The 12,910-nt window shown below is 57.7% G+C and carries 7 protein-coding genes; 4 read left to right on the top strand and 3 right to left on the bottom strand.

The window, feature by feature from the left end; translation table 11 throughout:
• The first annotated feature begins 137 nt into the window (after positions 1 to 137).
• The 4 genes from metH to ACA064_RS19260 all read left to right on the top strand — a co-directional run bounded on the left by metH (position 138) and on the right by ACA064_RS19260 (position 6,996).
• Positions 138 to 3,848 carry a methionine synthase gene (gene metH / locus ACA064_RS19245; protein ID WP_497669537.1) on the top strand — a complete coding sequence of 1,237 codons (3,711 nt, stop codon included), beginning with the start codon at positions 138 to 140 and terminating at the stop codon, positions 3,846 to 3,848.
• Between the two features lie 192 nt (positions 3,849 to 4,040).
• The gene (locus tag ACA064_RS19250; protein WP_497669538.1) at positions 4,041 to 4,259 is read left to right on the top strand and encodes a DUF2970 domain-containing protein; all 219 of its coding nucleotides are present in this window, start codon (positions 4,041 to 4,043) and stop codon (positions 4,257 to 4,259) included.
• Positions 4,260 to 4,859: 600 nt separating this feature from the next.
• Positions 4,860 to 6,518, top strand: a complete 1,659-nt coding sequence (locus ACA064_RS19255) for a nitrite/sulfite reductase (protein WP_497669539.1) — start codon at positions 4,860 to 4,862, stop codon at positions 6,516 to 6,518.
• Positions 6,502 to 6,996: a DUF934 domain-containing protein gene (locus tag ACA064_RS19260; protein WP_497669540.1), complete on the top strand. Its 495-nt coding sequence runs from the start codon at positions 6,502 to 6,504 to the stop codon at positions 6,994 to 6,996. The genes ACA064_RS19255 and ACA064_RS19260 overlap by 17 nt, the downstream gene beginning before the upstream one ends.
• A gap of 59 nt (positions 6,997 to 7,055) precedes the next feature.
• On the opposite strand, the gene ACA064_RS19265 is transcribed toward ACA064_RS19260, so the two are convergent.
• From ACA064_RS19265 to sohB, 3 genes are all read right to left on the bottom strand, one after another.
• Positions 7,056 to 11,012, bottom strand: coding sequence for a dermonecrotic toxin domain-containing protein (locus ACA064_RS19265; protein ID WP_497674283.1), 3,957 nt, complete (start codon positions 11,010 to 11,012; stop codon positions 7,056 to 7,058).
• Between the two features lie 295 nt (positions 11,013 to 11,307).
• Positions 11,308 to 11,616, bottom strand: coding sequence for a hypothetical protein (locus ACA064_RS19270; RefSeq protein WP_497669541.1), 309 nt, complete (start codon positions 11,614 to 11,616; stop codon positions 11,308 to 11,310).
• 271 nt (positions 11,617 to 11,887) lie between these two features.
• Positions 11,888 to 12,910, bottom strand: coding sequence for a protease SohB (sohB, locus tag ACA064_RS19275; RefSeq protein ID WP_497669542.1), 1,023 nt, complete (start codon positions 12,908 to 12,910; stop codon positions 11,888 to 11,890).

The raw sequence follows: 12,910 nt of genomic DNA on the forward strand, positions 1-12,910 counted from the left end.
AGAAAAAACGTCGCGATTCTATCGGCCCAGCCCCGCCACCAACATGAGCGATATTCATGCAAAACCCTGCCATGCTCTAAAAGCGCACAGGTTTGCTATCATCGCGCCTCTTTGTATTGGCCTTACCAGGTAGTCCTATGTCCGATCGCAGCGCTCGCCTTCAAGCCCTTCATCAAGCTCTCAAAGAGCGCATCCTGATTCTCGATGGCGGTATGGGCACGATGATCCAGAGCTACAAGCTCGAGGAGCAGGACTACCGTGGTAAACGCTTCGCCGACTGGCCAAGTGACATCAAAGGCAACAACGACCTGTTGATTCTCAGCCGCCCGGACGTGATCGGGGCGATCGAGAAGGCGTATCTGGACGCCGGTGCCGACATTCTCGAAACCAACACCTTCAACGCCACCCAGGTGTCCCAGGCCGATTACGGCATGGAAGCGCTGGTCTACGAGTTGAACGTAGAAGGTGCGCGCCTGGCGCGCAAGGTGGCCGACGCCAAGACGTTGGAAACCCCGGACAAGCCGCGCTTCGTCGCCGGGGTGCTCGGCCCTACCAGTCGCACCTGCTCGCTGTCGCCGGATGTGAATAACCCTGGCTACCGTAACGTGACCTTCGACGAGCTGGTGGAGAACTACAGTGAAGCCACCAAAGGCCTGATCGAAGGCGGCGCCGACCTGATCCTGATCGAAACCATCTTCGACACCTTGAACGCCAAGGCAGCGATCTTCGCCGTGCAAGGCGTGTTCGAAGAGTTGGGGATCGAACTGCCAATCATGATTTCCGGGACCATCACCGATGCTTCCGGCCGCACCCTCTCCGGCCAGACCACCGAAGCCTTCTGGAACTCCATCAGCCACGCCAAGCCGATTTCCGTCGGTCTGAACTGCGCCCTGGGTGCCAGCGAGCTGCGCCCGTATCTGGAAGAGCTGTCGGACAAGGCCAACACCTATGTGTCCGCGCACCCGAACGCCGGCCTGCCGAACGAGTTCGGTGAATACGATGAGCTGCCGTCGGAAACCGCCAAGGTCATCGAAGAGTTCGCCCAAAGCGGCTTCCTGAACATCGTCGGCGGCTGCTGCGGCACCACCCCCGCCCACATCGAAGCCATCGCCAAAGCCGTGGCCAACTACGCGCCGCGGCCGATTCCGGACATCCCGAAGGCTTGCCGCCTGTCGGGCCTGGAGCCGTTCACCATCAATCGCGATTCATTGTTCGTCAACGTCGGCGAGCGAACCAACATCACCGGTTCCGCGCGTTTCGCCCGGCTGATCCGCGAAGACAACTACACCGAAGCCCTGGAAGTCGCCCTGCAGCAGGTCGAGGCCGGCGCACAGGTGATCGACATCAACATGGACGAGGGCATGCTCGATTCGAAGAAGGCCATGGTGACCTTCCTCAATCTGATCGCCGGTGAACCGGATATCTCCCGCGTACCGATCATGATCGACTCCTCGAAGTGGGAAGTGATCGAAGCCGGCCTCAAGTGCATCCAGGGCAAGGGCATCGTCAACTCCATCAGCATGAAGGAAGGTGTCGAGCAGTTCATCCAGCACGCCAAACTGTGCAAGCGCTACGGTGCCGCAGTGGTGGTGATGGCCTTCGACGAAGCCGGCCAGGCCGACACCGAAAAGCGCAAGAAGGAAATCTGCAAACGCTCCTACGACATTCTGGTCAACGAAGTCGGCTTCCCGCCGGAAGACATCATCTTCGACCCGAACATCTTCGCCATCGCCACCGGTATCGAAGAGCACAACAACTACGCGGTCGACTTCATCAATGCCTGCGCCTATATCCGCGACCACCTGCCCTACGCGCTGACCAGCGGTGGCGTGTCCAACGTGTCGTTCTCGTTCCGGGGTAACAACCCGGTGCGCGAGGCGATCCACTCGGTGTTCCTGCTGTATGCGATCCGCAACGGCCTGAGCATGGGCATCGTCAACGCCGGCCAACTGGAGATCTACGACCAGATCCCGGCCGAGCTGCGTGACGCCGTCGAGGACGTGGTGCTTAACCGCACCCCGAACGGCACCGATGCGCTGCTGGCGATTGCCGACAAGTACAAGGGCGATGGCAGCGTCAAGGAAGCCGAAACCGGCGAGTGGCGCAACTGGGAGGTCAACAAGCGTCTGGAGCATGCGCTGGTCAAGGGTATTACTACGCACATTGTTGAAGACACCGAAGAATCCCGGCTGTCGTTCGCCCGCCCGATCGAAGTGATCGAAGGCCCACTGATGTCCGGCATGAACATCGTCGGCGACCTGTTCGGCGCCGGCAAAATGTTCCTGCCGCAGGTGGTGAAATCCGCCCGCGTAATGAAGCAGGCCGTGGCCCACCTGATCCCGTTCATCGAGCTGGAAAAAGGCGACAAACCGGAAGCCAAGGGCAAGATCCTCATGGCCACGGTCAAGGGCGACGTGCACGACATCGGCAAGAATATCGTCGGCGTGGTGCTGGGCTGTAACGGCTACGACATTGTCGACCTCGGGGTCATGGTGCCGGCGGAGAAAATCCTCCAGGTCGCCAAGGAACAGAAGTGCGACATCATCGGCCTGTCCGGCCTGATCACCCCGTCCCTGGATGAGATGGTCCACGTTGCCCGGGAAATGCAGCGGCAGAACTTCTATCTGCCGTTGATGATCGGCGGCGCGACCACTTCCAAGGCCCACACGGCGGTGAAGATCGAGCCCAAGTACAGCAACGATGCGGTGATCTACGTCACTGACGCCTCCCGTGCCGTGGGTGTAGCCACTCAGCTGCTGTCCAAGGAACTGAAACCGGCCTTCGTCGAGAAGACCCGCCTGGAATACATCGAAGTCCGCGAGCGCACCGCCAATCGCAGCGCCCGCACCGAACGCCTGAGCTACCCGGTGGCGATCGCCAAGAAGCCGCAGTTCGACTGGAGCGGCTACCAGCCGGTGAAGCCGACTTTCACTGGCGCCAAGGTCTTGGACAACATCGATCTCAAGGTGCTGGCCGAATACATCGACTGGACGCCGTTCTTCATCTCCTGGGACCTGGCCGGCAAGTACCCGCGCATCCTCACCGATGAAGTGGTCGGTGAAGCAGCCACCTCGCTGTTTGCCGACGCCCAGGAAATGCTCGCCAAGCTGATCGACGAAAAACTCATCAGCGCCCGCGCGGTGTTCGGCTTCTGGCCGGCCAACCAGGTGCAGGACGATGACCTGGAAGTCTATGGCGACGACGGCAAGCCCATCGCCAAATTGCATCACCTGCGCCAGCAGATCATCAAGACCGACGGCAAGCCGAACTTCTCCCTGGCCGATTTCGTTGCGCCGAAAGAGAGCGGCATCACTGACTATGTCGGCGGCTTCATCACCACCGCCGGGATCGGCGCCGAAGAAGTGGCCAAGGCTTATCAGGACGCTGGCGACGACTACAACTCGATCATGGTCAAGGCTCTGGCCGACCGCCTGGCCGAGGCCTGCGCCGAGTGGCTGCACCAGCAGGTGCGGAAAAACTACTGGGGTTACGCCAAGGACGAACAGCTCGACAACGACGCGCTGATCAAAGAGCAATACACCGGCATCCGCCCTGCCCCAGGCTACCCGGCGTGCCCGGATCACACCGAGAAAGGCACCTTGTTCCAGCTGCTCGATCCAGAGGCCAGCGAACTCAAGGCCGGCCGCAGCGGCGTGTTTCTCACCGAACACTATGCAATGTTCCCGGCAGCGGCGGTCAGTGGCTGGTACTTCGCCCACCCGCAAGCGCAGTATTTCGCCGTGGGCAAGATCGACAAGGATCAGGTGCAGAGTTACACCGCACGCAAAGGCCAGGACCTGAGTGTTACCGAACGCTGGTTGTCGCCTAACCTGGGTTATGACAATTAAGGTCAAGATCAAGATCAAGATCAAAAGATCGCAGCCTGCGGCAGCTCCTACAGTGGATTGACGTACACCCTCGACATTGAGGATGTATGCGGTCGGCGCGTAGGAGCTGCCGCAGGCTGCGATCTTTTTGCAGTCACCACCATTGCCACAAATTGGCTATGCTCTGTGCACCCAACCTGTGTCGAGGGCTTTATGGCCGACCCTGCCAACAACAAACCGCCGACCCTGTGGCAGATGCTGCACAGCATCGTGGCCGCTGCATTTGGCGTGCAAAGCGGGAAAAATCGCGAGCGGGATTTCACCCACGGCAAACCCAGTCATTTCGTGGTGCTGGGCATTGTGTTCACGGTGGTTTTTGCGCTGGCGCTGTTTGGCATTGTGAAACTGGTCTTGCATCTGGCCGGCGTCTGAAGCGCAGGTCAATGCGCCAGCAGTCTGGCCCCCGGATTCAGGAACAGCACCGACGCTACATGCGCATCCGGCCCGATAATCACGCCTGACGCCAGCAATACACCGCAAAAAAAACTTCAATATAGTCATCCGAGCCCCGGAAAATCAGCGGCGCAGAATACTGGCTTAATGCCATCTCCTGCGCTTGATTTCCATTTTGTCCGAAAATTGTCGGATCAGGGCCCGGACTCTGGGTTACTTATTGATGGCTGACCCAGTACACCGCGGTCGAGACCACCAGGACGATCAGAAACAGAATTGCCCATGCATCGACACTGCTGTCGCTTTTACTGGCTTTGGTCGTGTTGTTCATTGCATCGCCTCTTGTCGGTTTTATCGGTGATTGCACGAAGACTCGAGCACAGTAAAGTCCAGTATTGCCCGCACCACAAATGTGGGTTTCACTCCCATGGAGTCCATTAGTCGTTTTAGTTCTTTGCATATACTCAAACATCACTTTTGCGCATAACTGCAAACTGGTATCGTGCCTCGGCTCCGTTGGGAGTGCGCGGCCGTGCGCGCGGATTTGCTGTGGCAAAGCAGCCTGAGAACAGGACTTATATGTACGTATACGACGAATACGATCAGCGGATCATCGAGGACCGCGTCAAGCAGTTCCGTGATCAGACCCGACGCTATCTGGCAGGTGAGCTGAGCGAAGAAGAATTCCGCCCCCTGCGCCTGCAAAATGGCCTTTATATCCAGCGTTTCGCCCCGATGCTGCGGGTTGCCGTGCCCTATGGCCAACTGACTTCGCGCCAGACGCGAATGATGGCCAAGGTCGCTCGCGACTACGACAAGGGCTATGCCCACATCAGCACCCGGCAGAACGTGCAGTTCAACTGGCCGGCGCTGGAAGACATCCCGGATATCCTGGCTGAACTGGCAACCGTGCAGATGCACGCCATTCAAACCAGTGGTAACTGCCTGCGCAACGTCACCACCGACCAGTTCGCCGGTGTCGCTGCCGACGAATTGATCGACCCGCGCCCATGGTGCGAGATCGTTCGTCAATGGACGACATTCCACCCGGAATTCGCCTACCTGCCGCGCAAGTTCAAGATCGCCATCAACGGATCGACCTCGGACCGCGCAGCCATTGAAGTCCACGACATCGGCCTGGAGCCGGTGCATAACGCCGCTGGCGAGTTGGGCTTCCGGGTGCTGGTGGGTGGTGGCCTGGGCCGGACCCCGGTGGTCGGCGCCTTCATCAACGAGTTCCTGCCATGGCAGGACCTGTTGAGTTACCTCGATGCCATCCTGCGGGTCTACAACCGCTATGGCCGTCGCGACAACAAATACAAGGCGCGGATCAAGATTCTGGTCAAGGCCCTGACCCCTGAAGTGTTCGCCGAGAAAGTCGACGCGGAAATGGTCCACCTTCGCGGTGGCCAGACCACCCTGACCGACTCCGAAGTTCATCGTGTCGCCAAGCATTTCGTCGATCCGGAATACAAAGCCCTGGCCGACCAGGCCGCGGAGCTGGCCGAACTCGACAAACAACACCCAGGTTTCGCCCGCTGGCGCACCCGCAACACCCTGGCCCACAAAAAGCCGGGCTATGTGGCGGTAACCCTGTCGCTGAAACCGACCGGGGTTGCCCCGGGCGACGTCACCGACAAGCAGCTCGACGGGATTGCCGACCTGGCCGATCGCTACAGCTTCGGCCAGCTGCGCACTTCCCACGAGCAGAACATCATTCTCGCCGACGTCGAGCAGAGCCAGCTGTTTACTCTGTGGGGCGAGCTGCGCGAGCAAGGTTTCGCCACGCCGAACATAGGCCTGCTGACCGACATCATCTGCTGCCCGGGCGGTGACTTCTGCTCCCTGGCCAATGCCAAGTCGATCCCGATTGCCGAGTCGATCCAGCGTCGCTTCGAAGACCTGGACTACCTGTTCGATATCGGTGAGCTGGACCTGAACATCTCCGGTTGCATGAATGCCTGCGGTCACCACCACGTTGGCCACATCGGCATTCTCGGAGTCGACAAGAAAGGCGAAGAGTTCTACCAGGTCTCCCTCGGTGGCAGCGGCAGCCGCGATGCCAGCCTGGGCAAGATCCTCGGTCCTTCCTTCGCCCAGGATGCAATGCCCGACGTGATCGAGAAGTTGATCAACGTGTATCTGGAACAACGTACTCCAGACGAACGTTTCATCGACACTTACCAACGTATCGGCATTGACCTCTTCAAGGAACGCGTCTATGCAGCGAATAATTAAGAACAACGAGGTCATCGACGAAACCTGGCACTTGATGCCCAAGGACGCGACCCTCGACGGTATCTCCAACTGCGACGACCTGATCGTCCCGCTGGCCTTGTGGCGTGATCATGCTCACGCCCTCAAGGCCCGCGACGGCGGCCTGGGTGTGTGGCTGGACGCCGATGAAGAAGCCGAAGAGATCGGCGACGACGTCGAGTTTTTCCAGGTGATTGCCTTGAATTTCCCGGCCTTCACCGACGGGCGCAACTACTCCAACGCGCGCCTGCTGCGCGATCGTTATGGCTTCAAGGGTGAACTGCGGGCCATCGGCGATGTGCTGCGTGACCAGCTGTTCTATCTGCACCGTTGCGGCTTCGATGCCTACGCCCTGCGCGCGGACAAAGACCCGTACGAAGCCCTGGAAAGCCTCAGGGACTTCTCGGTGACCTATCAGGCTGCCGCTGACGAACCGCTACCGCTGTTCCGTCGACGCTAAATGCTCAAAAGCCTTGAACCCGGCCCCGGGTTCAAGGCTTGCTGCACCAATCAGTCGTACTACAGCTCAGCTATCGGAATGGGTCTGCCCATCTGTACCCAGTCGCGGTACAACCTGACCCTGTTTTCGAGACGCGTGAAGCTCACGAACGGATTTTCAACATCCAGAGCCGATAACGCTACATCCCTGCTTAGCAGCCCCCACAATTCGTCCGACGCATCCGCCTGCTCCAGCAAGCCCCATATCCGTGCCTGCAGCACCGGGTAACTCACCTGGAAATCGGCAGTGCGACTCAACCCCTCGAACACTCGTAAAAAGCGGGTAGACCCAAGCTTCGCTTCCAGGCGCTGCCACATGAGACGTTTGAGCGCCACATGCGCCTCAGGAAGCCGTTGCAACCAGACAGCGGGTTGACTGAAATCCGGTCTTGGCGCGCTCAACCAGAGATTGATACCGGTTTGTTCCCGATGGGCAATGATGCGCCGCAGGCTGTTCTCATCCGTCAGCGGATTACCCCACAGCAAGACGCGATCCCTGGCCACCGCCTGAGCCAGAACCTCCGCAGGTATTCGGTTGAGCCGGTTGTTGCTCAGGTCCAGGGACTCCAACTGCGGATGATCGGGGATGCCTAACGGATAGCGGGTGATGCCGGTATTGCTCAGGTTCAGCTTGCGTAACTCAGTCATCCCCAGGATCAACGGAGGCTCACCCAAGGGGTTATCGCTCAAGTCCAATACTTGCAGGCGAACCAGGTCAGACAGCTGACCTGCTGCTCGCTCGGTCAACACCAACAAGGTCGACTTGAGGTTCAGTGTGGTGAGGTTGAGCATACGAGGAATGGCTTGCGGCAAGACGCCTTCCCACACGCCCTGTACATTCAACAGGCGCAGGTCGACACCCTCCATATTCAACGTTCGAAGATTGGGAAAACATTCCAGGAAATCGCTAAGTCCTTCAGGCCGGGTCAGCTGGAAGTTTTTCATGGACAGTTCGAGGACGTCAGTGAACTTCGCGCTCAAGGTCGGCAGGCGATGAAACTCCTCGAAATCCAGTTCCAGTTTGTAACCGAGTAACTGCTCCCCTGCATAGAGGCGACTACTTTCATGCCCGCGCTTTTGCCAGAAGCTCATTAGCTCGGATGCCAGTTCAATCCTCGCCTCCCGCTCATAATGTACCGCCGTTTCGACTCGCTCGAGGTTCTCCTCTGCGATCTGCGCAGCATCCATCCCTTGTGCCGCCTCTTCGCCCGCGACCAGAAGCTCAACTTCCAAATCGCCAACTTCCTGCAGGACCTGGTTGATCCATCCGGTCAAGTCGAGATTAAGTTGTGTGAGCTGTATCTGTAGCTGCCTCAGTTCTTCCAGAGGCCCGGCGCCCAGGCGCTGCAGAAACTCATCGATCTGCGCGGTAGTGAACTCGGGGTAAATCGACTTGAGCTGAAACTTCCCGACATCGCGCGATAACGCGTCACCCGCTGAGTCCGTCGGATAACCTCCACCTCGCAGCCCTTCAGGCTCAAAAGACAACCCGGAGTCCATCCGCTGAAGTCCTGTAATGAGTTCGGAACGCGAGAGCCTTCGTTCGCCGATTTTCAGCTTCAGGTCCCGCACTTCGTCAAGCGGTTGCAACTGCAGCGCTGAGCGTTCAACCTCTGGGAGGGTGTCGAGAACGGCCTGATAGATATCATTCGTGTCTTGGCGAACGAGACCCTGAGCGTCATATCCCTGGTACCGGTCTGCAACCTTGATCAGATGTCTACGCACAGATGCATCGACAGGACCGATGTGGTCCAGGACTCTGCCTCCAGCCGAACCCTCTCGCACTTCGATACGAACCGCCTCGGGCCATCCCGGCAACGCTTGCAGTGAATGCAAGGCCAGTATGTCCGTTTCGGGGTTTCCTACTGAACGCAGGTAAAACCCTTCATAGGCGCGATCGAGTCGTACGTGTTGCCTGTAATGGGTCATCTTGCCATTCAACTGACTGAGCAGGCGCTTGGCCTCAGCCACGGTGGGTGGCACCTGAATATCCACCCCTGACCTCTCGAGCACCTGCTCTATGGCGCTTTTGGGCAAGCCTGGGTATTGACGTTGAAACAGCCTCACCCATTTATGCTCGGAATGCTGGAGCGCCTCGTAACGAGTCTGGAAGAGTTCAGACCGACTAATGACGGTCTGTTGCCCGAGACCCGTCTGTGGGGTAGAAACCTGAAGGTCCTGATCAATCCTGAAGCGGCTGATCGTATCGGCCAACAGTGGTGTCGGTGGGCGTCCGGCCTGCATCAGGCGCAGCATGTCGTTGTCGACCGCGCTGACGTTACCCATTTGCGCCAGCACCTCATCGCTGAATGACGCAACGTCGGAGCCGATCCCTCGCAACAACTCCAGGCGCGTCCTGGCTCCTGCCGGCGCTGATGTCGCGGCCACCGCGTCACCGGACAAATTATCCTTGAGTAGTGGCGTTTCGTCTGTTTGCGGTCTGATACCGGGCTCCCCCGGATTTTCTCCAGAACCTGTCAGCGCCTCGGTAGTATCTTCGCCTTTCAGCGCAGCACCCGCACCCAATAGAGGAAGCGCATTCAGCAAACCAAACACCGTACGAGCAATACCTGCTGATCGGTCGTCCGGGTTCTTGCCGTTTATCGCCTGGTCCAGGCCGAAACCGGCATCGATGATTCCAGCCAACGCCAGCAAGCCTTCACCACCCGGAACAAACAAGGCCAATGGCCCGAACTGGTTGACCCATTGCACGATCGGCTCGACCACTGCGCTCAGGTTATCCCGGTTGACCTGGGCATCGCTGCGGATGGTTTCGATGCTGGCCTGCGCCGCCTGTTTCATGCTCAGCACCAGTTGCGCGAAAGGATCGGTGCCGGAAGGTGCAACCTGGAAGTGGATGTAGTCGGCAGGGTCCCAATAGCCGTCATCATTGAAAAACCCGGCACCTTTTTTCAGATGGTACTGGCGAGGATAAGTGGCCATGCCATCCAGTGCCGTCAGCACACCCCCATGGAAGGTGCCGTCATTGCGATCATCTTCGGCAAAGTGGGCGGCCAGTGCCTGTTTCTTGTCCGCATCCTTGCCCTGCTCCACGATCCAGCCATGCAACGCCTTGGCATCGGCAAAGTAATGCAACGGCGAAGAGTTCCCTGGAACATACAACAGGACCCTTGCGCTGGAACGGTGACGGAAAATCCAGATATCGCTGGCGGTGTAGCGATAGAGCACCAGCCGTGCAACTTCGACCAGATGGGACGCGCGCGTCGGAGCTTGCAACTGCTCGACAGTCAGATCCTGCCACTGCTGGTCGGGCGCCAACCCTGCCGCTCGCAGCGCCACTTCAAGACCGTCCTGTGTGAGGCTGTTCTCTTGCCTTTGCAAAAAGGCCGTCATGACAAAAGCCGCTTTGACCGATGTCCGCGCCGGATAGGCTGCCGGTGCAACGATCACCTCGTCCGACGGCCAGGCCGAACGCACATAGTCACGGTATTGATCCTTGAACTCGAGTTCCCACACCCACTTTTTAAAGTCGGCGGGCCTCAATGCAATTTGCGTGAGCGGACCATAGGTTTGCGGATTGGTGCGCCGATAGATGCCTTCATAGGTTTCATGGTTGCCACTGCCAACATCGGCGAATTCATCGACCTTATCGACTATCCGCACCTGCGGGCCGATGTCGGGGGGCGTGTATAGACCGAAAGCGGTTTCCCCGAAACGCCCATCACCCACGGTTTGATAATTGGCCGACAACACTTGCGTCAGGCTTTGGCAGCTCGCTACCCGCCCCTGCTTGACACCGTTTTGTACAGGATGGCCGTGGTAGTTGTAGTCAAGCGTTACCAGCAGTGCAGTCTGCGGGTCGATATCTTTACCCCATTTTGCCTGGATGAGCTGCGCACCAACCTGGCCAGGCGATAGTGGCAACGCCGTTTCAACGGTTGCCTGCAGATCCGCGCGCTTCGGTGCAACGGGCAGCCTGGGTTTGTCGGATTCGAGGTTGTCTTTAGAGTCAATCATTGTGCAATTCCTTTGCGGTGGGTCCGGAAGCGTTAAACACAAGCGGCCGCCATCTCGATCGAGCCGCTCACTCTGCGGCAGTTATCGGTCACTGAAGGCTGGGGTTTCTGGCCAGGGCGTTAGCGGTCAAGCCTTTTACTAACTCACTCAACAACAACCGACTATAGATAAATACCACCCTCTGGCCAAACCCCGGCAAAAGCCCTGACTCAAGAATCCACTCTTGGGTCAGGGCCTAATGATTGACCGGAAAAAATTATTACCATTCAATCCATTAAACAACCAATTGTAATATTTATAATTCGACCTGTTCCAGACCACGCTTCCGTAGAGCTGCGGCCAAGGCAGGCACATCATCATACAACTTCTTGTTCAAACTCCCCCAGTACTCACCCTCAATAAAATACTTAATGTCAGACCCCCATTGATTTTTTTGATGATGATTGATGAAGGCATATTCAATGTCACCCGATTGCGAGCGATAGACAACCTTGAGGTCAAGGGTTAACCGGTCATCAATAAGAAACATGGATGGCTTGGGCAGGAGCTTTTCAAAAATCGCGAAAATATCCGGATCAGTATTGTATTTGTTTAAATTCAACATGACTGCAACGTCCTTGCTGCTATTTATGGAAAACCGAGTTTATCTAAATCAACTACAATAAAAACCATTCCATAGAGATAGAGACTGTAGGACTCATCGACAATCGGTGCAGTACAGTGACAATAAAAACATCCAGATGCATGGATACCAAACAGACCGACAACCGTCAGATATCCACTATCAGTGAAAGATAACAGCGTGCAGAAAATTCAAACGAAAGGGCAAGCTGGCTCTTCTCCCCTACCCTCCAGCTCCAGCCTGCCCCTTGTACTTACCAGAACCGCTGCTGAGTCAATCGACTCCACCAGCTCAACAACACACGGTCAATCGAGCCGCTCGCCGCCAGTCCGACACGCTCTTGCAAGCTTTTACGCTCGGCGTAGTGCAGGTGGTAAAGCTCGGCACCCTTGGCGCGTTCGGCAAGGTATTCGTCGCTGGTCTGCAGTTCGTCGACCAGTTGCTTGTCCAGCGCCGCGACACCGAGCCAGACTTCGCCAGTTGCCACTTCATCGATGGCCAGTTGCGGGCGGTAGCGCGAGACGAAGTTCTTGAACAGCTGATGGGTGATGTCCAGTTCTTCCTGGAATTTTTCCCGACCCTTCTCGGTGTTTTCGCCAAATACGGTCAGGGTGCGTTTGTACTCGCCGGCGGTCAGGACCTCAAAGTCGATGTCGTGTTTTTTCAGCAGGCGATTGACGTTGGGCAACTGCGCCACCACGCCGATCGAGCCAAGGATGGCAAATGGCGCGCTGATAATCTTCTCGCCGATGCAGGCCATCATGTAGCCGCCACTGGCTGCAACCTTGTCGATGCAGATGGTCAACGGCACCCCGGCCTGACGGATCCGCGCCAGTTGCGAAGAAGCCAGGCCGTAGCTGTGGACCATGCCGCCGCCGCTTTCCAGACGCAGCACCACTTCATCCTTGGGCGTCGCCAGGCTCAGCAGAGCGGTAATTTCGTGACGCAGGCTTTCAGTGGCGGAGGCTCTGATGTCGCCATCGAAATCCAGCACGAACACCCGTGGCTTGGCCTCATGCTGTTTCTTCTGTTTTTTCTCGAGCTTGCTTTCGACTTTGCGCAGGGTCTTGAGTTGATCCTTGCTGAGCAAGGCCTGCTCCAGGCGCTCACGCAGCTCTTTATAAAAATCGTTGAGCTTGCTGACGTGCAACTGGCCCGCAGCCTTGCGCCGGCCTTTGCTGCGCAGGGCCGCGAAACTGGCCAGGACCACCAGAATAGCGATCACCAGGGTGATGGTTTTAGCCAAAAAAGTTGCGTACTCCGCAAAAAACTCCAC

It is taken from the genome of Pseudomonas sp. LBUM1658 (genome assembly GCF_059716055.1).

Excerpts from the sequence above, each read along its gene's own strand:
- metH (WP_497669537.1), top strand. The coding sequence starts at position 138 with ATGTCCGATCGCAGCGCTCGCCTTCAAGCCCTTCATCAAGCTCTCAAA.
- ACA064_RS19265 (WP_497674283.1), bottom strand. The coding sequence starts at position 11,012 with ATGATTGACTCTAAAGACAACCTCGAATCCGACAAACCCAGGCTGCCC.
- ACA064_RS19255 (WP_497669539.1), top strand. The coding sequence starts at position 4,860 with ATGTACGTATACGACGAATACGATCAGCGGATCATCGAGGACCGCGTC.
- ACA064_RS19260 (WP_497669540.1), top strand. The coding sequence starts at position 6,502 with ATGCAGCGAATAATTAAGAACAACGAGGTCATCGACGAAACCTGGCAC.
- ACA064_RS19270 (WP_497669541.1), bottom strand. The coding sequence starts at position 11,616 with ATGTTGAATTTAAACAAATACAATACTGATCCGGATATTTTCGCGATT.
- ACA064_RS19250 (WP_497669538.1), top strand. The coding sequence starts at position 4,041 with ATGGCCGACCCTGCCAACAACAAACCGCCGACCCTGTGGCAGATGCTG.